The sequence below is a fragment of the Chitinophaga sp. YIM B06452 genome, assembly GCF_039655965.1.
In the GTDB taxonomy this organism is placed as follows: domain Bacteria; phylum Bacteroidota; class Bacteroidia; order Chitinophagales; family Chitinophagaceae; genus Chitinophaga.
In genome coordinates this window covers 1,679,932-1,703,949 of record NZ_JAWLKY010000001.1, presented here as the reverse complement: position 1 = coordinate 1,703,949, position 24,018 = coordinate 1,679,932, and the positions used below count along the sequence as shown (strand labels likewise).

At 52.1% G+C, this 24,018-nt stretch carries 20 protein-coding genes; 12 read left to right on the top strand and 8 right to left on the bottom strand.

What is annotated here, in order from left to right:
- Positions 1-3: 3 nt before the first annotated feature.
- From R3I13_RS06760 to R3I13_RS06725, 8 genes are all read left to right on the top strand, one after another.
- Complete coding sequence (locus R3I13_RS06760) at positions 4-3,165, top strand: ATP-dependent DNA helicase (RefSeq protein ID WP_346317168.1); 3,162 nt, start codon at positions 4-6, stop codon at positions 3,163-3,165.
- A gap of 50 nt (positions 3,166-3,215) precedes the next feature.
- Positions 3,216-4,679, top strand: a complete 1,464-nt coding sequence (locus R3I13_RS06755; protein ID WP_346317167.1) for an Ig-like domain-containing domain — start codon at positions 3,216-3,218, stop codon at positions 4,677-4,679.
- A 22-nt stretch (positions 4,680-4,701) separates the two neighbouring features.
- The gene (recR, locus tag R3I13_RS06750; protein ID WP_346317166.1) at positions 4,702-5,325 is read left to right on the top strand and encodes a recombination mediator RecR; all 624 of its coding nucleotides are present in this window, start codon (positions 4,702-4,704) and stop codon (positions 5,323-5,325) included.
- Positions 5,326-5,410: 85 nt separating this feature from the next.
- Positions 5,411-5,935, top strand: a complete 525-nt coding sequence (locus R3I13_RS06745; protein WP_346317165.1) for a glutathione peroxidase — start codon at positions 5,411-5,413, stop codon at positions 5,933-5,935.
- A 5-nt stretch (positions 5,936-5,940) separates the two neighbouring features.
- On the top strand, positions 5,941-6,468 hold the full coding sequence (locus R3I13_RS06740) for a hypothetical protein (protein ID WP_346317164.1): 528 nt from the start codon (positions 5,941-5,943) through the stop codon (positions 6,466-6,468).
- 21 nt (positions 6,469-6,489) lie between these two features.
- Positions 6,490-7,626, top strand: coding sequence for a hypothetical protein (locus tag R3I13_RS06735; RefSeq protein ID WP_346317163.1), 1,137 nt, complete (start codon positions 6,490-6,492; stop codon positions 7,624-7,626).
- A 257-nt stretch (positions 7,627-7,883) separates the two neighbouring features.
- Positions 7,884-9,425, top strand: a complete 1,542-nt coding sequence (gene ricT / locus R3I13_RS06730) for a regulatory iron-sulfur-containing complex subunit RicT (RefSeq protein WP_346317162.1) — start codon at positions 7,884-7,886, stop codon at positions 9,423-9,425.
- Between the two features lie 65 nt (positions 9,426-9,490).
- Positions 9,491-10,951 carry a rhomboid family intramembrane serine protease gene (locus tag R3I13_RS06725; RefSeq protein WP_346317161.1) on the top strand — a complete coding sequence of 487 codons (1,461 nt, stop codon included), beginning with the start codon at positions 9,491-9,493 and terminating at the stop codon, positions 10,949-10,951.
- A gap of 2 nt (positions 10,952-10,953) precedes the next feature.
- Here R3I13_RS06725 and R3I13_RS06720 read toward each other — a convergent pair whose 3' ends face one another.
- The 4 genes from R3I13_RS06720 to lptB all read right to left on the bottom strand — a co-directional run bounded on the left by R3I13_RS06720 (position 10,954) and on the right by lptB (position 15,344).
- The gene (locus R3I13_RS06720; protein ID WP_346317160.1) at positions 10,954-12,003 is read right to left on the bottom strand and encodes a nucleoid-associated protein; all 1,050 of its coding nucleotides are present in this window, start codon (positions 12,001-12,003) and stop codon (positions 10,954-10,956) included.
- 215 nt (positions 12,004-12,218) lie between these two features.
- Positions 12,219-12,968: a 3-oxoacyl-[acyl-carrier-protein] reductase gene (gene fabG / locus R3I13_RS06715; RefSeq protein ID WP_346317159.1), complete on the bottom strand. Its 750-nt coding sequence runs from the start codon at positions 12,966-12,968 to the stop codon at positions 12,219-12,221.
- Positions 12,969-13,018: 50 nt separating this feature from the next.
- Positions 13,019-14,554: a GH3 auxin-responsive promoter family protein gene (locus R3I13_RS06710; protein ID WP_346317158.1), complete on the bottom strand. Its 1,536-nt coding sequence runs from the start codon at positions 14,552-14,554 to the stop codon at positions 13,019-13,021.
- A gap of 28 nt (positions 14,555-14,582) precedes the next feature.
- Positions 14,583-15,344 (bottom strand): LPS export ABC transporter ATP-binding protein, encoded by a 762-nt coding sequence (gene lptB / locus R3I13_RS06705; RefSeq protein WP_346317157.1) that lies wholly within the window; start codon positions 15,342-15,344, stop codon positions 14,583-14,585.
- A 147-nt stretch (positions 15,345-15,491) separates the two neighbouring features.
- Here lptB and metF point away from each other — a divergent pair, with 147 nt between their 5' ends.
- Entirely contained in the window at positions 15,492-16,445 is a 954-nt protein-coding gene (metF, locus tag R3I13_RS06700; RefSeq protein ID WP_346317156.1) for a methylenetetrahydrofolate reductase [NAD(P)H], read from the top strand.
- A 206-nt stretch (positions 16,446-16,651) separates the two neighbouring features.
- Here the strand turns inward: metF and R3I13_RS06695 are convergent, their stop codons facing one another.
- From R3I13_RS06695 to R3I13_RS06680, 4 genes are all read right to left on the bottom strand, one after another.
- On the bottom strand, positions 16,652-17,365 hold the full coding sequence (locus R3I13_RS06695; protein ID WP_346317155.1) for a porin family protein: 714 nt from the start codon (positions 17,363-17,365) through the stop codon (positions 16,652-16,654).
- A gap of 335 nt (positions 17,366-17,700) precedes the next feature.
- On the bottom strand, positions 17,701-18,324 hold the full coding sequence (locus R3I13_RS06690) for a porin family protein (RefSeq protein ID WP_346317154.1): 624 nt from the start codon (positions 18,322-18,324) through the stop codon (positions 17,701-17,703).
- A 79-nt stretch (positions 18,325-18,403) separates the two neighbouring features.
- Positions 18,404-19,102: a porin family protein gene (locus R3I13_RS06685; protein ID WP_346317153.1), complete on the bottom strand. Its 699-nt coding sequence runs from the start codon at positions 19,100-19,102 to the stop codon at positions 18,404-18,406.
- Positions 19,103-19,199: 97 nt separating this feature from the next.
- Entirely contained in the window at positions 19,200-20,603 is a 1,404-nt protein-coding gene (locus R3I13_RS06680; protein WP_346317152.1) for a redoxin domain-containing protein, read from the bottom strand.
- A 42-nt stretch (positions 20,604-20,645) separates the two neighbouring features.
- On the opposite strand from R3I13_RS06680, the gene rlmD reads away from it, so the two are divergent.
- Genes rlmD through R3I13_RS06665 form a run of 3 tightly spaced genes read left to right on the top strand, consistent with a single transcriptional unit; the run spans position 20,646 to position 23,962 of the window.
- The gene (gene rlmD, locus R3I13_RS06675; RefSeq protein WP_346317151.1) at positions 20,646-22,055 is read left to right on the top strand and encodes a 23S rRNA (uracil(1939)-C(5))-methyltransferase RlmD; all 1,410 of its coding nucleotides are present in this window, start codon (positions 20,646-20,648) and stop codon (positions 22,053-22,055) included.
- Between the two features lie 40 nt (positions 22,056-22,095).
- Positions 22,096-22,950, top strand: coding sequence for a rhomboid family intramembrane serine protease (locus tag R3I13_RS06670; protein ID WP_346317150.1), 855 nt, complete (start codon positions 22,096-22,098; stop codon positions 22,948-22,950).
- 37 nt (positions 22,951-22,987) lie between these two features.
- Entirely contained in the window at positions 22,988-23,962 is a 975-nt protein-coding gene (locus tag R3I13_RS06665) for a rhomboid family intramembrane serine protease (RefSeq protein WP_346317149.1), read from the top strand.
- Positions 23,963-24,018 lie beyond the last annotated feature (56 nt).

The following is a 24,018-nucleotide window of genomic DNA, read 5'->3' as shown; positions in this document are numbered from 1 at the left end:
TCTATGAGCAACAAAGACAGCCAGCAATATAATCAACGGTTCCAGGAAGTATACGAGCGCCTGAATGAGCGCCAGCGCGAGGCGGTGGACAACACCGAAGGCCCCGTGATGGTAATCGCAGGTCCCGGCACAGGCAAAACGCAGATCCTTGCTTCACGCATCGGCAAGATCCTGATGGATACCGATTTTTTACCGCACAACATCCTCTGTCTTACCTACACCGATGCCGGCACCGTAGCCATGCGCAAGCGTCTCACCGATTTTATCGGTCCCGATGCCTACCGGGTGAACATCCATACCTTTCACTCCTTTTGTAATGAAGTGATACAGGACAACCTGTCTCTCTTCGAAAAGAACGTGCTGGACCCGATCTCCGACCTCGAAAAGATCCAGCTGCTCAAAACGCTCATCGACGGTTTCACCAAAGACAACCCGCTCAAGCGTTACCGCGGCGATGTTTATTTTGACATGCGCAATCTTGCCAACCTGTTTTCCACTATGAAACGCGAGGGCTGGACGGTGCCTTTCATCCGGGAAAAGGTGGAAGAATACGTTACGTCGCTGCCGCAGCGTGAGGATTACATTTACAAACGCGCCAGCGGCCGCTTCAAAAAGGGCGACCTGAAAGAAGAAAAGCTCGCGGGCGAAAAGGAAAAGATGATCCGCCTGCTGGCCGCCGTGGAGCAATTCGACGTGTTCCAGCAGCTGATGCACAAAGCTAACCGCTACGACTTCGACGATATGATCAACTGGGTGATCCGTGCATTCGAACAAAACCCGAACCTGCTGCTGGATTACAAAGAACGTTTCCAGTACATTCTTGTAGACGAGTACCAGGATACCAGCGGTACGCAGAACCGGCTCATCCAGCTGCTGACCGGAGGCGAAGAAAAGCCGAACGTGTTCGTAGTGGGGGACGACGACCAATCTATCTACCGCTTCCAGGGCGCGAACATCGAGAACATGGAACAGTTTGCCGGCGAGCATTTCGCGCAGGACCTGCGCACCATCGTGCTCACGCAGAATTACCGTTCCGTGCAGAACATCCTGGACATCAGCATGTCCGTGATCGGCCACAATAAAGGCTCGCGGCTGGTAGACAAGCTGGACGGCCTCAGCAAGCAACTGCTCGCCTCCAACAGCAAGCTCACCCCGCTGGACATTCCGCCCGTGATCCGCCGCTACAACACCGCCCGCGACGAGATGGTGGGCATCACCACCGAAGTGGAGCAGATCCTGGCACAGGGCGTGATGCCGGGGAAGATCGCCGTCATCTATAAAGAGAACAAATATGGCGAAGAGCTGGCGCAATATTTCCGGCTCAAAAAACTCCCCTTTTATTCCAAACGCAACATCAACTTATTCGAGCAGCCCTTTGCCAAAAAGATCATCCACATCCTGCGCTACATCGCATGTGAGCTGGAAACGCCCTACAGCGGCGACGATCTGCTGTTCGAGATCATGCATTATGACTTCTACAAAATACCGCCCATAGAAGCCGCGCGCATCAGCATCGAAGTGGCGGAGAAAGGGTACAGCGAAAAATTCTCCATCCGCAAATACCTCCAGGACTGGAACAAGACCCGCAACCCGACGCTTTTTTCCCTGGCGCCCCACGAAGAGGCCATGCGGCTGGGCAACCTGCTCGAAAAATGGATCGCGGACGCGCACAACGTTACCCTCCAGCAGCTGTTCTCCAACATCGTAAGCGAAGGCGGCATCCTGGCGTACATCATGGCTTCGCCGGAAAAGATCTGGCTCATGAAGAACCTCCAGGCCCTGTTCGACTTCATCAAGGAAGAAACGCACCGTCACCCCGAAATGAACATCGTATCCATCATGGAAACGGTGGACCTGATGGAAAGCAATGCCCTGCCCATTCCGCTGGTACAGGTTTCCGGCAACGAAAAAGGCGTGAACCTGCTTACCGCCCATGGCGCGAAAGGGCTGGAATTTGAATACGTATTTGTAGCCGGCACCAATTCCCACCTCTGGGAAAAGAAGAAAAAAAATGCCGCCGGGTTTTCTTTTCCCGATACCGTGTTTGAAACCGAGGCTACGTCTACCGACGAGCAGGAGCTTCGCCGTCTTTTTTACGTGGCCATCACCCGCGCGGAGAAGCACCTGGCGATCAGTTATCCAGAGTTCCGGCAAGACGGGAAGCCGCTGGAGCCCAGCATGTTCATCAGCGAAATATTACAGGCCCACATCCTGCCGCAGCATAAAATAGAAGTGCCCGAAGAAACCCTGTTCGGCTTCGAGGCCCTGCAATACGGCAAAGAGCTGGCGCCCGAGATAGAAAAGGTGGACCAGTTGTTTATAGACACCCTGCTGAACGGCTTCACCATGAACGTGACCGCGCTGAACAATTACCTGCGCTGCCCGCTTTCCTTCTATTACCAGAACCTCGTGCGTGTGCCTTCCGGCCGCTCCGAAAGCACCGAATTCGGTTCAGCAGTGCACTTTGCGCTGGAAAAGCTGTTCCAGAAAATGCAGGAAAAAAATGCATTCCCTCCGCGGGAAGAGTTCATCAAAGACTTCAAATACAGCATGACGCGCAACCGGGAATGCTTTACCAAAGAGGCTTTCAAACGAAGGATCGAGTACGGGGAAGACATACTCAGCGCCTATTACGACAAATATATCCATACCTGGAACACCGTGGTGAGCATAGAAAGGAATATCCGGAACGTGGTGGTGAACGGCGTGCCCCTCAAAGGCAAGATCGACAAGCTGGAATTCAACGGCAACGAGGTGAACGTAGTGGATTACAAGACCGGGGATTACGAAAAGACCAAGAACAACCTCCGCAAGTTTGACCGGCCCAACCAGCGCGACCCCAACGGCGGGGACTACTGGCGGCAGGCCGTATTCTATAAAATTTTGTTAGATAATTATAAACAGAAGAACTGGCAGGTAGTTAGCACGGAATTTGATTTCATAGAGCCCAACAAACAAAAGGAGTATTTCAGGGAAAAGATTGACATCCTCCCGGAAGACATTACCACCGTGAGCCAGCAGATCAAAGACAGCTGGATCAGGATACAGAACAAGGAATTCTATACCGGCTGCGGCAAGGAAGATTGCAAATGGTGCGGCTTTGTAAAGGACAACAAGCTGGAAATTGCCCTGCATTCCCTCGTGGAAGAGGAGGAAGATGAATAATGAACAACAAACAGTAAGTTTGCAAATAATTTAATTCACAGGTCAGGATCATGAATCAGAACATGCGGGGCTGGATAGGCTCACTAATCGTATTGGCTTTCTGCTGTTTTTTCACCCAATGTGCGAACATCGTACCTCCGGGAGGCGGCTCCCGCGATACCCTGCCGCCCAGGCTGGTATCGGTGAACCCGGGCGATTCCACCCTGAACTTCAAGGCGAATAAAGTTGTATTCCATTTCAACGAATTCGTGGAGCTGGACAATGTGATCGAAAAGCTGATCGTATCCCCCACCATGAAACGCACGCCGGTTATTACTTCCAAGCTGCGCGTTGTGACCCTGGAGATCAAAGACACCCTTCAGCCCAATACTACTTACACCTTCAACTTCGGCGACGCCGTAAAAGACGTGAACGAACGCAATCCCATCGAGGATTTCCAGTACGTCGTGTCTACCGGCACTTACATGGACTCCCTGCAGATGACCGGCAAGGTGCTGATCGCGGAGACCGGCAAGCCTGACAGCAATGTGGCCGTAATGCTGTATGGCAACCTGGAAGATTCCGTGGTGTCTAAAGAAAAGCCGCTGTACCTGGCCAAAACCAAAGGCGACGGCAGCTACCGCTTTAAGAACCTGAAACCGGGCACATACAGGCTTTTTGCGCTGAAAGAAGAAGACCGCGACTTTCAATACACGCAGCCTGAGGAACTGATCGCATTTTCCGACAGCCTGGTACGGCTGACCGAAAACCTGTCTGACATGAATCTCGCGCTGTTCAACGAGATAGATACCATTCCCAAAGAGGAAGTTGAGCCCGAAGCCGAGCAGCCGTCCGCAAGGGAAAAAGAAAAAGATAAGAAGAAGACCAAACCCAGGCTCCAGGTAGGATTTGACCTGAGCGGAGGCCAGCAGGAACTGGGTGATTCCCTTACCATGACCTTCAACTTTCCGATCAAATCGCTTGACTCGGCGCAGATAGGGCTATACGAGGACACGACCCGCAAAAAAGTGGCCTTCACCATTCACCAGGCCGATACCACTGCCAAGAGCTTCAAGATCGCTTATAACTGGAAGCCCGATAAACCGTACCAGATCATACTGCCGGCGGGCTTTGCCACAGACACTTCCGGGCTGCAAACCACCAAGGCAGACACTGTGAATTTCGAATCCAAAGACCTGGACGATTACGGCACCATCAAAGTAGCGCTTACCGTCAGCGACAGCGCCCGCAACATCCTGCCTGAATCAGACACCAGCTACCAGTTCGTGATACAGCTCGTTTCCGGCGACAACATCAAATATACCGGCGTGATCCGCAACGGCCGCTGGGAAAGAGGGCTCATCCAGCCCGGGGAGTACCAGATCCGCGTGGTGGTAGACCGTGACAAGAACGGCGTATGGGATACCGGCGTGTATTACGGTGTGCCCAGGAAGCAGCCGGAAACCGTATTTTCGTTCAAAGACCCTATCAACATCAAAAAGAACTGGACGGTAAGCCCGGCGGTCAAACTATAGCCTTTATCCGTAATTTTGCACAATGATCTTCTCCTCCGCATTGATCGAAAATGCTGTAAATGAATTTGCAAGGTTGCCGGGCGTTGGTAAAAAAACAGCCCTGCGGCTGGTGCTGCACCTGCTGAAGCAGGATACGGCCCAGGTAGAGCAGTTTTCCGAGACCATTGCCCGCATGCGCCGCCAGATCAAGTTCTGCCAGTATTGCCACAATGTGAGCGACGACGATACCTGCAGCATCTGCGCCAACCACTCCCGCAACAGCCATGTGGTGTGCGTGGTAGAGAGCATCCGCGATGTGATCGCCATCGAGAACACCCAGCAGTTCAACGGCGTATACCACGTGCTGGGAGGCATCATCTCCCCCATCGACGGCATCGGGCCGGACCAGCTGCATATCCATTCCCTCGTGGAAAGAGTGCAGCAGCATGGCATCGAAGAGGTGATCATGGCGCTGAGCCCCACTATCGAAGGCGATACCACCATCTATTACCTGTCCAAGAAACTGAAGGACTTCCCCGTGAAGATCACCACCATCGCCCGCGGCATCGCCTTCGGCGGGGAACTGGAATATGCGGACGAAATGACACTGGCCCGGTCCCTGACCAACCGCCTTCCGCTGGAAAACTACCTTCAGCAGGGGAAATAATAAGATCATCCCTAAATTCCGCCAGGATAGTTATCTTTATACTTCATAGTTATTATTCCAACTGCACCTCCAAATAGACCAGATCATGTTGAAATTAGCACTGCTCTCCGTCCTGTTTTCCTTTGCTTTCGGTAACGTATATGACTTTAAAGTTGATGCGCTGGAAGGCGGTAAGATAGATTTCTCCAAATACAAGGGGAAGAAGATCCTGATCGTGAATACAGCATCTATGTGCGGCAATACTCCGCAATACGCTGAACTGGAAAAACTATACAAAAAATATAAAGGCAAACTGGTGATCGTGGGCTTCCCCGCCAACAACTTCGGCGGGCAGGAACCGGGATCCAACCAGGAGATCAAAGCCTTCTGCACGAAAGAATACGCCGTTACTTTCCCTATGGCCGCCAAGGTATCTGTGAAAGGGGCAGACATCCATCCCCTGTACCAGTGGCTGATAGCCGAAAGCAAGGCCAAACAACTGTCTCCGGAAGAAGTGACCTGGAATTTCCAAAAGTATCTTTTGAACGAGAAAGGTGAACTGGTGGCTGTTTTCAAGCCCCGCACCCTGCCGTCTTCGCCGGAAGTGATTGAGGCGATAGAAAAACACTGACCGATATGTTTACACCTCTACTGCGACTTTTCACAGCCACCGGCTGCGCTGCTTTATTGTTTACTGCCTGTTCCAGCTACGATCCCAATGAACTGCTGAATTGCGAAAATGCTGCTTTCTACCTCTCCGGCAACGGCCAAAGCAATTCCCTTAAGATGCTCAGTGCCAACATGCTGCGCAACCAGGACCTGAAGCTCCTGGCCATGGAGGCCTATTATAAGGACAGCGTGCGGGTGCTGCTGAACCTTGCCGATGCCGGCTACACCACTGCCGGGCTGAAGAACGACAGTCTTCACCTGGGCGATTACATCTTCTCCCGCCGCCAGGCCACTGCCTCGTCAGGTAAAGTAGTGCTGGGTTTCAAAGCCGAAAAGGAATATCAGTTCCTTACTACAGACAGTTCGTCCATTACCATCACCGAAATAGATGCGGCCACCCGCACCGTTTCCGGCTCTTACTACGTGGAAACCGTGAACCCGGATGCGACCATGCAGGGTAGTTTCAGCAGGGTCTGTTTTCGGTCTATCCAATAATAAAGCAGTATTTTTACGGCCATGTTTTTCTCTGATATTATAGGGCAGGAGGCAGCCCGCGATCACTTGCTGCATGCTGTGGAACAGAACCGCCTCAGTCATGCCATGATACTGCTGGCTCCCGAGGGAGCGGGCGGGTTGCCCGTCGGGCTGGCATTTGCGCAATACCTCGTTTGTGAGAACCGGCAGCCGCAGGACGCATGCGGCCAGTGTTCCGCCTGCAAAAAAGCCGCACAATACATTCACCCGGATATTCATTTTTCCTATCCCGTTATTCCCCGCAAAGCGGGCGACAAGCCCATCAGCACCGATTATATCACCGAATGGCGGGAATACATCGCCCAGCAGCCTTACGGCAATGCGTACGACTGGCTGCAGTTCATCGGGGCGGAAAACAAGCAGGGCAATATCACGGCGCACGAATGTTCCGATATCATCCGCAAGCTGAACCTGAAAAGCTTTGAAAGCGAATACAAGATCCTGTTCATGTGGATGCCCGAATACCTCGGCAACGAGGGCAACCGCCTGCTGAAGCTGATAGAGGAACCACCGGCCAATACCATTTTTATACTCGTGGCTGAAAACCAGGAGCAGATACTGGCCACTATTCTTTCCCGCACCCAGCTGGTAAAGATCAACCCGCTTTCCAAGCAGGACGTGGTGGATGCCCTGGTAACCCGCAACCAGGCCCCCGAGCCCCGTGCGCGGCAGATCGCCACCATCGCGTCCGGCAACTACCGGGAAGCATTGCAACTGCTGCAACATGCCGAAAATGATTACCATGAATTGTTGCGCAACTGGCTGAACTGCATTTTCATGCAAAACCGGCAGGGTTTGCAGGATTGGGTAGAGCATATGGCCAGTGCCAAAATGGGCCGGGAAAACCAGAAGCAATTCCTCCGGTACTTCATTAACGTACTGGAACACAGCCTGCGCGTGCAGTACATGGACCGCAGCCAGCTGGCCTTTTCGGACGAGGAAGTGGATTTTGCGGAAAAGCTGAAGAAGCTGGCCAACCTGGGCCAGATGGAGCAGATCACCGAAGAGCTGGACAATGCCTATTATCATATAGAACGCAATGCCAACGGCAAAATACTCTTCCATGCGCTGTCTATCCGGCTGCAGTACATTTTCAAGGGCAGGGCGCTGCCCGTATAGGGCTGTCAACAATTTGCCGTACCTTTGCCCCTTAAATTCCCTGTACGCCTTTGTGAATCTGGAAGTAAATATGTACTTTTAGTGACCTGGGATAGCAGGAATAACTATTTTTTAAAATAATAAACCAAAATAATATGGCTTGTGCCGGATGTGGTACGGGTGCGGATGGGAAGCCGGCGGGATGCAAGAGTAATGGAGGTTGCAGCAGCGGAGGTTGTAACAGGTTGAACGTTTTCGACTGGCTGTCCAATATTCCCTTGACCGATAGTTTAGCACCATTTGACATCATAGAAGTAAGTTTTAATAACGGTAGTCGCAAAGATTTCTTCAGGAATTCCACCAAGCAGCTTTTTGAGAAAGGCGAAATGGTGGCCGTTGAAGGGGTCAGCGGTTTTGACGTGGGCATGGTGAACCTTACCGGGGAACTGGTAAAGCTGCAGATGAAAAAACGCCGGGTGGAAGATACCCCCGAAGTGAAAAAGCTGCTGCGCCGCGCTTCCACGGAAGACATGAACCGCATGTCCGAAAATAAAAAACGCGAGACCGAAGCCCTTATTAAAGCCCGGGCAATTGCCCGCAGCATAGGCCTGGAAATGAAGCTCGCAGAAGTGGAGATCCAGGCGGACGGCCGTAAGGCGACCTTCTTTTATACGGCGGATGACCGTGTGGATTTCCGTGAACTGATCAAGATATATGCCTCCGAATTCAGGGTGAAGGTGGAAATGCGCCAGATCGGCGCCCGCCAGGAAGCCGGGAAAGTAGGCGGCATCGGCAGTTGCGGCCGGGAGCTTTGCTGCTCTACCTGGCTCACGGATTTCAAATCGGTGAACACCACCGCGGCGCGTTACCAGAACCTTTCTATCAACCAGGCCAAACTTTCCGGCCAGTGCGGCCGCCTGAAATGCTGCCTCAACTACGAGCTGGACACTTACCTGGACGCCCTTAAAGACTTCCCCGACGACTGCGACGTGATTGAAACCGCCAGCGGCAATGCTTCCCTGCAAAAGCGCGACATTTTCAAGAACCTCATGTGGTATTCCTACGACAACAGCAATAAACAATACCCGCTTACCATCACCCGCGTGAAGGAAATACGCCAGCTGAACAGGCAGGGTATTAAGCCGGAAGAGCTGAAAGCCGTTGAGGTAGTTACCAGCAAACCCAATAAAGACGTAGATCTCGGCTTTGCCGACGTGGTAGGTCAGATCAGCCTCCGCTCCCTCGAAAAGGCTTCGCAGAAACGCAAACAGAAATCGAAAGAGAAACATAAAGAGCACCACCAGAAAGACAAACCCAAAGGCGGCGGCAACCAGCAGCAGCCTGCGCAGTCCGGCGGTGGTCAGCAGCAGGGCCGGCCTCAGAAAGAACAGCGCCCGCAGGGCGACCGTCCTCCCAGGCAGGAACAAAAACCACGCGGCGATCAGAAACCACGCAACGAGCGGGGAGAACCCCGCGAACAACGCGGAGATCAAAAACCCCGTGAGCCCCGCGAAGGCGGCCAGCCGCGCGGTGATCAAAAGCCCCGCAATGAACGGGGTGAACCGAGGGAACAACGCCCGCCCCGCGGCGACCAAAAGCCCCGCAATGAGCGGGGTGAACCCCGCGAAGGCGGCCAGCAGGGAGCGCCCCGCCAGCAGCAAGGCGGCGATCAAAAGCCCCGTAATGAACGGGGTGAACCCCGCGAACCGCGCGAAGGCGGCCCAAGGCCGCAACAGCAGGGCGGCGGCGGCCAGCGCAACCAGCACCGGAACCGCCCCCCGCGGAAACCGGACAATAAACAACCGGATAACCAACAATAAAACAGTTATTGTTCCGTATAATAGTAGAGGCGCTCTTGCAGCGTCTCTACGTTTATTATCCCATCATGATCGGATTTCCTCCCCGATACGGCACCACCTACTCCCTTGAAGACCGCAGCCCGGCGGAGCAACTCACCATTTTCTGGCTGGCCGTGGAAAAAATGGGCTGGCAGGTCAGCGAAGTAACGCCTGGCAACATCACCGCATTCACCAATTTCAGCCTGCGCTCCTGGAATGAACAGGTCAGCATCCGCTTTGCGGCGGAAGAAATAAGCCTGTTCAGCGTTTCCACCGGCGTGCAGGTACTCGATTTCGGGAGGAACCGGCAGAACATCAAACGGTTGCTGAAAGCGGTTGCTGCAATTGCAGCGGAAACAACCGCGGAAACAGTGGATGAAGTTTATCAGCAAAGGCGGCAACGCATCCGGCCCGAAGGCGAAGCCATCCATCTCACCCGCAGCAGGCGGGTGGTAGCGGGTTTTATGCAGGTGTTCAGGCCGGTGAAAGGATATTACGTCACGCCGGTACTGATCGTGCTGAACGTGTTCATCTTCCTGCTGCTCACCAACAAATGGCTGTTTCCCGCCAGCAGCGGCTGGGCGCCGGACCAGCAGGTACTGGAACAGGCAGGCGCCAGCTTCAAGCCGCTCACGCTCTTCGGGGAACCCTGGCGGCTGCTCACTTCCGGCTTCCTTCATGCGGACGTGCTGCATCTTTTTTTCAACATGTACGGCATCATGGTGTCCGGCATTTACCTGGAACCCTTGTTGGGCAGGTGGCGGTTCCTGCTCGTGTATATGTTATGCGGCGTGATGGCCAGCCTCACCAGCCTCTGGTGGTACGACATTACGCCCACGCTTGGCGCTTCCGGCGCGGTGTTCGGGCTTTTCGGCTTCATACTCACCCTTTCGCTGCACCGCTTCCTGGAACCCGGTGAAAGAAAAGCCCTGCTCACCAGCATTGGCCTGTACATTGTGCTGAGCCTTTCCACCATTTTCCTTTCCACCAACTTCGACCATGCCTCGCATATCGGCGGGCTGCTTACGGGCATGCTGCTGGCGCAATTGCTGTATCCCGGCCTGCAAAAGAATGCCCCGCGCAGCGTGATGGTACGCAGCACAGTATTGGCCACCACCCTGGCGCTGGCCGTTATTGCAGCGGTGTACCTGCTGCTGCCCCGCGATGTGAATGATTATATGGCCAAGCGCGCCCGGCTGGACGAGAACTACATCCTCGCTTCCGGCGTATACCATGCCCGGAATGATGAGGAAAAAATGAACTGGCTGAAGAATTATGCCATTTATTATATGGATGAGAACCTCCGCATCATGGACGAAATAGACCGCCTCTCGCTGAGCTTCGACTCAAAACAGCAGAACAGGCTGCTGCGCAGGCTCTACAACACCCGCAAACAGATCTTCACCTGGAATTATCAAACGCTCCACGAAGGCCGCAACAAATACGACACTCAGATCATCAAAGCGGTGCATGAGCTGGAAGAAATGCACCGCCAGCTCAATTACTGACCTTACTTTTCGTCCTGGAAATAGAGCTTGTAATAGTTCATATTCCGCTCTTCATCATAGCCCCGCTCGATCATCTCGCGGTTGCCGTGTATGTATACGTGGAAGTTCTTGTCCAGCTTGAGAATGCTCTTGAAAAACTTTTGCTGCTTTTTCACAGCGGGGTTGGAGATATCAAATTCATCCGGCACATCCAGCCGGTATTCGTCGCGGAAATGCTCACGGTAGTTGCGGAATGCATCTACCGCATCAGGGTGGCCCAGCACTTCTTCCGCAAATTCATCTACCTGGAATTGTTCTTTTTCCTTGAAATAGGTCGCGGACTTTTTCAGCAGCTCGATCTGGTCCACACGGTTCATTTCAAACTCTTCGGGCAGCTTCTGCTGGATGAATTGCTGGCAAAGCGTTACCATCGTTTCGGTCTGGTGATAGCTGTCTGCCTTTCTTTCCACCTGCAGGAACGCGTCTTTCCAGTACACGGCTTCGTTCTTGCTGTTGCTGTCTACAATGCTCACTTTGTATCCTTCTTCCTGCCCGATGTTGAATACCAGGCAACCTTTATCCAGCTTGTTGATATTGATGCCGTCGTCGTAATTGAGCTCGTAGTTCTCGTCTGAGAGGTAGACCTTCAGGTAGGTGTCACGGTTCTCGGATTTGAAAATACCAATGGCCTCCACTTCTTCTCCGTCTACCTGGCATTTGGAAAAGTGCACGATATACAGTTCCCCGCCTTTGATCTTGGGGTGGGTAGACACTTTATAAAGATGTTTGGCGATGTTGACGGATTGTTCCTGGAAACTTTCATGGTCCTCGAAAATGAGGCTGCAGTATTTGAAAACCTCGTTCAGCTGCAGGTCCGCATCGTGGGTGAACCGGAAATACTCCGCATTGTTGGTAAATGGCTGGATGAAATAGCTCAGCAGCAGGTTGCCGATGGTTTCGTCCTTCAGTTCCAGCGGCTGCTGCGACAGCACCAGCGGATCTTCGTTGGAGGCGTTCCCCACCTTATGGATCGTAAGCCTTTCCAGGTCTTTGATATCTGATACGTGAATCATACGGGCTGCAAATTAGGCGCATTTAATTTTTCCCGCGAAAAAAAATGCCGCCTGGTATTTTATTCACATATACCCAGGGTATCCCTTCGGTATAGGATAGATAAAGGATCGCAATAGGATAGTGCCGGAGATAGCGCGTTAAAATAGTATTATAAAAAAGGAAACCGCCCCTTCTAAGGACGGTTCCCGTTATTCAAAATATTTCACTTCAAAGATCAGGTATTCAACCCGCCGCAAACGCTCAGCACCTGGCCGGTTACGTAAGCGGACATTTCGGATGCGAGGAAGAGGCATACATTGGCAATGTCTTCCGGTGAGCCAAATTTGCCCAGGGGAATTTTGTCCAGGTATTCCTTCGCACCTTCACCGTCTTTCAGGTAATGGGTCATATCCGTTTCCACGAAACCCGGCGCCACCGCGTTCACACGGATGTTGCGGCTGCCGATTTCCTGGGCGATGGATTTCGAAAAACCAATGATGCCCGCTTTGGACGCGGCATAGCTGCTTTGCCCTGCGTTGCCTTTCATACCAATGATAGAGCTCATGTTGATGATACTGCCGCTTTTGGCTTTCATCATCGGGCGCATCACCAGTTTGGTCATATTGTATACGCTTTTCAGGTTCACGTTCATCACTTCGTCCCATTGCTCAGCGCTAAGGCGCAGCAGGAGGTTGTCTTTCGAAATGCCGGCATTGTTCACGCAAATGTCTACTGTACCAAACTCTTTCACCACGTCGTTCACCAGCGCTTCGCATTCTTCAAATACGCCTGCATTGCTTTTGTAGGCTTTTGCTTTCACGCCTTTTTCCGTCAGCCTGGCTTCCAGGGCTTTTGCTTTTTCATCTGAACTCACATACGTAAAAGCAACATTGGCGCCTTCTTCTGCAAATTTCAGTGCAATAGCTTCCCCGATCCCGCGGCTTGCTCCCGTTACGATGGCTACTTTGTTGTTAAGTAATTTCATTTTTAACTGATAGGTTTTAGCTTGAGTATGATGGACGAAGGTAATGGAAATTATCCCTCCGCCTGGTGTTTTCCAACAAACCGGAGGATTTCCTCCAGTACATTTCTTTCGTTATTGAGGCGCGGAACCTTGTGCTGGCCGCCCAGTTTGCCTTTGCTTTTCAGCCATTCGGTAAAGGTGCCCGGCGCCATCACGTGAATGGTGGGGCGGCACAGGGCGATGTCCTTATGGCGTTTGGCTTCGTAGTCGGAGTTGATGGCCTTGAGTGTACTGTCCAGCACAGTGGTGAACTGCTCCAGGTCTGCCGGCGCCTGCTCAAACTCGATCAGCCATTCGTGGCCGCCGTTGCCGCTTTCGCTGAAGTAGATCGGTGCCGCGGTATAATCGTTCACAACCGCCCCGGTGGCTTCGCATGCTTTGGCAATGGCATTGTCTGTATTGTCCACGATCAGCTCTTCGCCGAAGGCATTGATAAAAGACTTCGTCCTGCCGCTCACGCGTATGCGGTAAGGCGCCATGGATACGAACTGGATGGTATCGCCCACGAGGTAACGCCACAGGCCGCCATTGGTGCTGATGATGAGCGCGTAGTTCTTCCCGGCTTCCACTTCATGCAACTGCAGGGTGCGCGGGAATTCTTTACCATATTCTTCCATCGGCATGAATTCGTAGAAAATGCCGTGGTTGAGGAACAGCAGCAGCCCTTCTTCGCCAATTACGTCCTGCGCGGCAAAGAACCCTTCGGATGCGTTGTAGGATTCCAGGTAATTCATGCCGGGCTTACGGATCAGGCGTTTGAACTGTTCGCGATAAGGCGTGAAGCTCACCCCGCCGTGCATGTACACTTCCAGGTTGGGCCAAACGTCTGCCAGGTTATCGGTGCCGGTAAGCTCAAATATGCGTTTGATGAGCACGATGGTCCAGGTGGGAACACCGGCTATCGAAGTCACATTTTCGTGTATCACGGCCTGTGCCATGCGTTCGATCTTTTCTTCCCATTCGTCCATGAGGGCGATGGAAAGATCGGGTGTACGCACGAGGTTGCCGTAGAAAGGCATGTTTTGCAGCATCACGGCGCTCAGGTCGCCGAAATAGCTGTCGCTGTCTGCAGACAGCTTATTCACCTGGTGGCTGCCGCCGATCACCAGCGATTTGCCGGTGAGCACGTCTGAATCGGGGAAGTTGTTGTAATAAAGGGAAAAAACGTCGCGGCCGGCGCGGTAGTGGCATTCATCAAGGCTTTCCACGGATACGGGGATGAACTTGCTTTTGTCTGCCGTGGTGCCGCTGCTTTTGGCGAACCATTTGATGGGCGTGTTCCAGAGCACATTCTGCTCCCCTTCCATCACGCGCTGGATATAGGGTTTAATGGATTCGTAATTGTGAACGGGAACCCTTTGCTTGAATTCGTCTATTTTAAAAATATTGGAAAAGCCGTACTGTTTGCCGAATTCGGTGTACTGGGCTGCGCTGAGCAAGTTCTGAAACACCTGCTGCTGTACCTGCAGCGGGTATTGCATAAAGTGCTCTATACGCCCCATGCGTAATCTGGCCAATTGTGACAGCGCTGGACTTAAGATCTTCATACCAGGTTTTAACTAGGGTTGATAGTGATTATTGTTTTGCTGCTTCGTCCAGGTAATCTTTCCTGCGAAGTACGAAATTCTGGCCAAGATACACTTTTCTAACCTGTTCGTCTTCTGCCAGTTCTTCCGCGGTGCCGGCCTTGAGTATTTTGCCTTCAAACAATAAATACGCCCTGTCTGTAATGGAGAGGGTTTCCTGTACGTTATGGTCTGTAATGAGGATGCCGATATTCCGGTATTTGAGTTTGGCTACGATGCCCTGGATGTCTTCCACGGCAATGGGGTCGATGCCGGCGAAGGGCTCATCCAGCAGGATGAACTTGGGGTCCACGGCCAGGGCGCGGGCTATTTCCGTTCTGCGGCGCTCGCCCCCGCTGAGTACGTCTCCCGGGCTTTTGCGCACGTGCTGCAGGCGAAACTCGCTGAGCAGCGTTTCCAGCTTTTCCTTTTGCTCGGACTTTTTCAGCTTCGTCATTTCCAGTACGGCAGCGATATTGTCTTCAACGCTCAGCTTCCTGAACACGCTGGCTTCCTGCGGCAGGTAACCGATGCCCATCTGCGCCCGTTTATACATCGGCAGCTTGGTAATATTCAGATCGTTGAGGAAAACCTCCCCTTCATCGGGCTTTATGAGACCCACCACCATGTAGAACGTGGTGGTCTTACCCGCCCCGTTAGGCCCCAGGAGGCCCACGATCTCACCCTGCGTAACCTCCACCGATACGTGGTTTACCACCGTTCTGGCCCGGTAACGCTTAACCAGTTGCTGCGTATGTATTCTTAATGCCATAAGTTGAATCTGAGCAAAAATAATAAAATCGGCGAATGGACAAGGTTTTCACCCCCTCAGATAAAATATTTTAACCATTTATTTGCTATTAGATAAATAGTAGGGGATATATTATTTTTGCGGGGTTTTAAAAAGATAACTCCATATATGAAAGTTACGGAACATATTGCGCAGGCCAAAGGAACCCTGATTTCCTTCGAGATACTGCCGCCACTGAAAGGTAAGAGCATTGAGTCTATTTACGATCACCTTGACCCGCTCATGGAGTTCAAGCCCTCGTATATCAATGTGACCTACCATCGCAGCGAGCATATGTTCAAGAAACGCGCTGATGGGTCGTTTGACAAAGTGGAGATCCGCAAGCGCCCCGGTACCGTAGGCATTTGCGCCGCCATCATGAACCACTACCAGATCGATGCCGTGCCCCACCTTATCTGTGGCGGGTTTAGCAAGGAAGAAACAGAAAACGCGCTGATCGACCTCAACTTCCTGGGTATAGATAACGTACTGGTGCTCCGCGGCGATGCGCCGAAGAACGAAACCTTCTTCGAAGCCCACCCCAACGGCCACCGCTACGCGCTCGAGTTGCTCCAGCAGGTAACGAACATGAACAACGGTATTTACCTGGAAGACGACCTTATGGGCGGCATCAAAACCAAATTCTGCATCGGCGTGGCCGGCTATCCCGAAAAACACTTCGAAGCGCCCAACCTGCAGACAGACATGGCTTATCTCAAAAAGAAAGTGGAAGGCGGCGCCGATTACATCGTCACGCAGATGTTCTTCGACAATAAAAAGTTTTTCGACTTCGTCACCAAATGCCGCGAAAACGGCATTAATGTGCCCATCATCCCCGGTCTGAAGCCGCTTACCTCCCGTAAGCAGCTCACTGTGCTGCCCCGTACATTCCACGTGGATATGCCGGAAGACCTGGCGACGGAAGTACTGAAATGCAAAACGGATAAGGATGTGGAGGTTGTCGGCACGGAGTGGCTCATCCAGCAGTCGAAAGAACTGAAAGCGGCGGGCTCTCCCGTACTGCACTACTACACCCTGGGCAAACCGCATGTGATCCAGCAGGTGGCATCAGCTATCGTTTAAACAGTCCGGCCTTCCGGCACATAAAAAAAACCATTGCGTTGACACGCAATGGTATAATTTCCCTATAACTGTCACACCTTTGTTTAGAACTTATTGGTGATGTATTGCTGATATTATGACGCGGGTAAATTCACTTACCCCTATCAGCAGGCAAAAAAAAGCGGGACTGTTCAGAACAGTCCCGCTTTCGTTTTTTTATGATAATATCAATAGTCTTCCCTGCTGAAAAGGAATCCCAGGCTTATGCCCATGTACCGGTTCTTGCTCGAGGTGAGCTCCTGCCGGTCGTTGTCTGTAAGCCCCAGGCTGTAATTGGCGCCCAGCGTCAGGCAGCTGAAGAACTCGTAGCCTATGGAGAAATTGGCGCCGGCATCCCAGGGATGCATCCGCAGCACGGCCAGGTTGTCGTTGTTTTTCCGGGTAAACTGCACGTCTTTTGAATTGCGGGATACGGTGCGCCCATCCTGCACGATATTATAAGAATAACGGCCATTCAGCCCATATGCGATATAAGGGCCCGCTCCCGCCGTGATCCTCCCCTTTCCTAACGGGTACTTATATACGACGCTGAGGGGCATTTCGAGGTAATTCAGCCGGAGGCTGTTGCCCCGCGGGATGTATATGCCGGAAAGTTCGCCTTTGTGATCAGTCGGATCTTTCAGTCCTGTACCTTTGGTTATATACCGGAATGCGGGCTGAAGATACAGGCCGGGAGCCAAAGGCACATCCAGCAAAAGATCCACATGCCAGCCATGGTAAGTTTCCATGGAGCCGCCGGAAACGGAAAAGCTGCCGGGCGCTTCCCCGGTAATATGCATATTGGAAGCAGTGTACCCCGCACGGATACCCAGGCTTACCTGGGAAGAGGCAGGCATCAGACCAATAAAAAGCATTGCCAGCAACAACGCAATAGTTCTCATGAAATCGGTTTTTAATAGGGGCTTACCTTGAGCTATAGGAGAAAGTAACGGGGTATATTATGCGCTCGCACAGACAGGTCTCTCACAGCTAATATATGCGGCGTAAACATACAGCAAACTTTCTCAATTTCACAACTTACTGGAAACGAATTGGGCAGGAATCATCGAAAGTTTATTTCGGTTTATTCGGTCATTCAGGATTCTTGGCGAGAGGATTAACGCGGAAATGGCCGGTATTGTTCACATAGGGCCATAAAAAAACCGGCAGGAAATGCATGAAAGTAAACCCTTATGCATAACCCGCCGGTCTATTGAATAATTGCGATGAACGCGGATTACATTCCGCCGAATTTGTAACCTACAGTAACACCAAAGGCGGTATTCCTGAAAGTATTGTCACTGTCCCCGTTGCCGCGGAGATTGATCAGGCCAAGGTCTGTAAACAGGCCGAAGTTCAGGCCCATTGGCAGCTCGTAACCAACCTGGAAGTTCGCGCCAGCGTCAAACCTCTTCAGTTCGCCGGTCTCGTCGCCGAACTCGATGTCATTTTCCACCACGGTATTGCCTACCACGGCTTCGCCTTTACCGCTTAAACCAACGGCAAAGTAAGGTCCAAGGCCGATGAACAGGTTGCCTGCACCCACTTCAGGTTTGTACATGAAGTTGATCGGCAGTTCAAGATAATTTACACGGGTCTTCGTATCGAAGCCCAGCACTTCCTGTTTCCCGCCTTTGCCGGTGTATAACAGGCTTGGCTGGATGTAAAATTCATCTGCAAGCTGGAGGTCCGCCGTAAGACCGGCCCTGAACCCAACCAACAGGTCGCTGGTTTCCTTATTTCCGTTTGTTTTGTAAGTGACACTTGAAAAGCTGGGGCCTGCCACAATCCCGAATTTGGTCTGGGCAAATGTAGCGCCGGCTATCAGCATGGCCGCAACGGATAAGAGTACTTTTTTCATGTTTTGCTTTTGTGTTTTGAAATTTATATGTCAGGATGAAATGGTGTTCCTATAAAAAACTCTCTTCAGGCAAAATTGTTTACCTGGTTCCGCCAAAAAGATAACCAACGGAGAAACTCCATACCCGGTTCTTGCTTTTGTCGTCCCGGCTATCGTCCGTTCCGGAATAAATTTTACCGAAGCCCATACCATATTGGGCAGACAGCAGGAAGTTGCCGAATTCAACGCCGGCCAGTATGTTACCGCCGTAGTCGAAACGTTTATACTTGTCATAGCCCTGGTTGGGGTCGCCTGAATTCAGGGGCGTGTCATCGTCCCATTTAATGCTGGATTCGCCATTGCTGTGCACGCCTGCGATAGTGGTTTCATATTTGTTCTTGCCCGCTACGCCGAATGCAGCATAAGGACCCACGCCAAGGAAGAGCCTGGTATCCTGCCCGACAGGGATCTTACCCACAAAGTTTACGGGAATTTCAATGTACTGGGGATTGGTGGTGGATTTGAAATACGCCACATCTCCAGGTTCGCCTCTTTCAACTTTAGTACCCTTACCGGTGTAGAATACCCCCGGCTGGATGGAGATTATTTCAGAAAGCGGAAGATCCGCAATAGCGCCTACATGGAAAGAATTTAAAGCGCGGCTGTTGTCAGTACCGCCACTGTTGGTATTGGTAACATTCGCGATGTTCCAACCACCTTTTACACCTACTCTAACCTGCGCCATTGCTGCTACGGATAAACCGGTAGCCATACATAATAGAACAATCCTTTTAGTCATAACCTATGGTTTTGGTGATGACCTAACAAATCCAAAGACTGTGCCAAAGGAGAAATTGCTATTTTTATCAAGCTGAAAATGAAGCGTTTGCAAACAGCTATTGCATGTTCCGGCCGCTCAGTTCCCGTTGCAGGAATTCATCTAACTGCGTGACGCCAAGGCGTTTGGCCAGGATCTTTTTATGCTCGTCCAGCAGGTAAACTACCGGGGTGGCATATACATCGTAGAACTTACGGTAGTTGCTTTTATACTCGGGGTCCCAGGCATGTATCCAGCCTGTGAGGTGCTTTTCTTTGATGAACTTTGTCCATTCGTCTTTAGTACCGTCTGTTCTTACGCCATACATCACCACGCCTTTTCTCTTCCAGCTGGCGTTGAATGCGGAATCCAGTTTAGGCACTTCCGTTATGCAATGGCCGCAGGTGGGGTCCCAAAACACCACCACCGTATATTTCGATTTGATATCGTACAGCGACGCGCGTTTGGCCGCTGTATCCTGCAGCACCAGCGGCGCGGCCTGCTGCCCGATCAGGTTGGGCGCAATGGTCACGGCCCGCTCGATGATCTTGTTCTTCTGTTCCTCGTTCAGCCAGTAGGCATCCCCTTTCATGTAATATTTTTCCACGAGGTGCACAAACACGGCGTCCATGCCCATGATAGAGGAATTTTCGTAATTCCGGGTGATCCACCACAGCACGAATTTGAAGCTCTCTTTGTCTTTTTTCGTTTTCGCGATGATCGCATCCGCTTCCAGGATCACGGAATCGGGAACGGGCGCTACCAATTGGTTGAAATACCGGTCCAGGCGGGTTTCCAGCACGGGCGTGCGCACCAGCCTGCCATCCGCCAGGTTCACTTCTTTCCAGTAATTGCTTTTATACACGCGGTAGGGGTAGGTTGAATCCAGCGAGCCATCCGCCTTTTTGGGCATAGGCGGTATGGCCGGTTCGCGCATGGCTTTGAAAATGCCTGCCAGCAGCGATTGCGGCTGCTCCGTTACCAGGCGGCCCCGGTAGTCCTGCAGTTGTTTGCTGAACGATTCCATGAGCGGCCTCACTTTGGCGGAATCTTCCGCCGTGCGGGCTGCGGCCAACTGCCGCTGTATTTCGGCGGAGTTTTGCGCGATGAACTTATTGTAATTGCTGAACATGGTATTGTCCGGCGAATTTTTGAATTCAGTACCGGTGACCAGGTTCGCCGTATCTGCCACGATGGAAAAGGTCTGCACCTTATCCAGCAATATTTCGAAATAACGTTGTTTGCCGGGTAATACGACCAGGTAAATGCCCCCGGGCTGCGTTTCCCCGCCTTTCAGCACGGCGGTGCCGGCCGGGCTGATCTGCGCGGAATCCATTACATACGTGGTTTTCCCCATATAATGACCGAGATAGACCGTTCCGGCCTTGTATCCTTTCAGCTGTACAGAGATGTTGTAACCCTGGCCATGCAGGGCGGAAGCGCCGCCAAGGCAGCAAATAAGAAGATATAGCAGTTTTTGCATAGGTGCAATAAAAGTAACTAAAACCGTCCTACCTTTGCACCCGTGAGGAAAAAAAATGTTGTTCTTGAAAATGTGCCCGTAACCGCTTATGCCGCTGAAGGCAAGGCATTGGCGCGGGTAGACGGTAAGGTCGTTTTTATTGAAGGCGGCGTGGTGCCCGGCGATGTGGTGGATGTAAAGCTCAGTAAAAGTAAAAAAGACTGGGCCGAAGGCAAGGCCATCCGCATCCATACCCTTTCCCCTGACCGGGTGGAGCCATTCTGCCAGCATTTCGGGCTGTGCGGGGGCTGTAAATGGCAGATGCTGCCGTATGAAAAGCAGCTGGCTTACAAGCAACAGCAGGTGGAAGACCATTTGCGCCGCATCGGCCACCTGGAACTGCCTTCCATGCCCCCGATACTCGGGGCAAAGGAAACGCGCCGCTACCGCAACAAGCTGGAATTCACCTTCTCCAACAAAGCCTACCTGACAGACGAAGAGATACGAGCCGCCGGGGAAGACTGGCCCCGCCGCAACGCATTGGGGTTTCACATACCCAGGTTATTCGACAAGGTGCTGGATATTCAAACCTGCCATTTGCAGGAAGAGCCGGCCAACCTGATCAAAAATACGATCCGCAGCTGGGCGGAAGAACGGCAGCTGTCCTTTTACGACATCCGCCAGCAGCTGGGCTGGCTGCGCAACCTCGTGCTGCGCATCTGCACTACGGGCGAGGTAATGGTGAACCTGGTGATCCACCACGAGGACAAAGAAGAGCGTGAAGCATTGCTGAATCACCTGCTGGAGAAGATTCCGGCCATCACTACCCTGCTTTACACCATCAATCCGAAGAAGAATGACAGTATCTTTGACCTGGAACCGCGCGTGTTCTACGGGAAAGGCTATGTGGAGGAAAAACTGGAGGATTTCACCTTCAAGATAGGCCCCAAGTCATTTTTCCAGACCAATACCTACCAGGGCGAAGCATTGTACCGCATCACCCGGGAGTTCGCCGGCCTTACCGGCAGGGAAACCGTGTACGACCTGTATTGCGGTACCGGCAGCATCGGTATATTTGTGAGCCGGCAGGCGGCCAAAGTGGTTGGCATTGAGCTTATTAAAGAGGCGATAGACGATGCAAAAGAAAATGCGGCGGCCAATGATGTGAAAAACGCCACGTTTTTTGCAGGGGATGTGATCGATATTTGCGACGATGCATTTTTTGCCGCTCACGGCGCACCCGATGTGATCATTACAGATCCGCCCAGGGCGGGCATGCACGAAAAGCTGACGGCGAAGCTCCTGGAAGTGGCGGCCCCGCGGATCGTGTATGTGTCCTGTAATCCGGCAACCCAGGCGAGAGACCTTGCCCTGCTGAGTGAAAAATACACCGTGGAAAAAGTGCAGGCGGTAGACATGTTCCCGCACACCCATCATATCGAGAACGTAGCGCTGCTGCAGCGCAGGTATTGAACAGTGAAACAGTAACCATAACGATTAAGTATACACGAAAATGAGTGAATTCAGGCCCGGGAGATTTGAGATGTTACCCCTCGTAATAAAGAATCTCCTCATTATCAACGGATTGGTCTATCTCGCGCAGGTCACGCTTCAAAACCTGTTCCAGATAGACCTGGATGTGATGTTCGGACTGCACTACTGGGGCTCGGAGCTTTTCCGCCCGCACCAGATCATCACTCACCTGTTTATGCACGGGGGCTTTGCGCACCTTTTTTCCAATATGTTCGCGTTATGGATGTTTGGCAGCACCCTCGAAAACCGCTGGGGTCCCAAACGTTTCCTGATATTTTATATGGTCTGTGGTATCGGCGCCGCTTTGTGTCACCTGAGCGTGCTCACGTATGACAATATGCAGCTCACGGCTGCCTTGCAGGACTTCAACGTCAATCCGTCTTTCGACACTTTCGTGAAGATCTATGATAAATATGGCCTGGCGGGCTTCACCATTACGGAAGGCCCCCGCACCATTACCTTCCAGAGTTTCAGGGATGCATGGGCGGCCATGCCTCCTGAATCCGCCGATATGATCACCTATGCGAGGCTGTATCTTTCCAATTTCGCGGAGCTGTACCGCAACATTCCCACAGTAGGCGCATCCGGCGCCGTGTTCGGGGTGCTCTTTGCGTTCGGGTACCTTTTTCCCAACAGCTTCCTTTTTATTTTGCCCATTCCATTCCCTATCAAAGCAAAATATTTTATCGGCGGATACATCCTGCTGGAGCTGTTCTTAGGGTTCAAAAACTCAGGCGGCGACAATGTGGCGCACTTCGCGCACCTTGGTGGCGTGTTATTTGCTTACATCCTTTTAAAGATCTGGAACAAACGAAACCGGCGGGATTTTTATTGAGCGCAAAATCTTAAATTTGTATACAAACACCAGAACCATGGAAGTAGCCGAAAAAGAACGGATGCCCCGCCTGTCACTGGGGGAAGAGAGGAATATGGTAACCCAGCTACTGCTCGTGAATATCACCGTATACATCCTGTTGTACTTCATCAAGATCATTTACCAGATGGAAGATCATACCATCGCTGATTTTGACAGGGACATCCTCCGGAATGCGGTCGTTTCTGCGCAGCCCATGACCCTCCTCACCAAACCGTGGACCCTGATCACGGCCATGTTCACGCACGTTGCATTCTGGGATGTGTTCTCCAACATGATCTGGCTCTATTGCTTCGGCTCCCTGCTACAGCAGTTTTCAGGCATAAGACTGGTAATACCTTTATATGTTTTCGGCAGCCTTTGCGGTTTTGCTTTTTATGTGACCGGCGTAAACCTCATCCCCGGCCTGAGACCCCTTGCGGCCGCAGGTCCCGGCATGATGGGCGCAGGCGCGGGCGTGATGGCCATTGCCATCGGGCTCACGGCCCTCGCTCCCGGCAACCGCGTTTTTCCCCTCGTATTGAAAGGCGGCATTCCCATCTGGATCATCACCTGCATTTATATTGCCCTTCACCTCACCGCCGTATTCACCGGCAACAGCAGGACCAGTTCGCTGATATACCTGCTGGGCGGCGCTTTCCTGGGATTTATGTTCATCGCCAGCGGTACATTCATGGGCTTTATGTTCGATTCCGGGAATAATAGCAAATGGGGCGCGGGTGTCAGCAAAGTGATCTTCAACGTTACCCATATGTTCCATCCCAAACCCGGAACAGGCAACGAAGAACTGCCCGAGCCCGAAAAGCACGACCGTAAAGGCAACCCCGTTCCCTACGTGAAAGTAGGCCATGTACCTGAGCACAAGGTGAACGAGCTGCTGGACAAGATCAACGAACAGGGTTTCAAAAGCCTCAGCGCCGAGGAAAGGGAAATTCTGATCCGCGCCAGCAGGGAGCAGGATACCGGGATTTAACCTCTTTTTTACAGCAAATATCAAGGCGGTAAAGTATCTTAGTGTTATAAACGTTA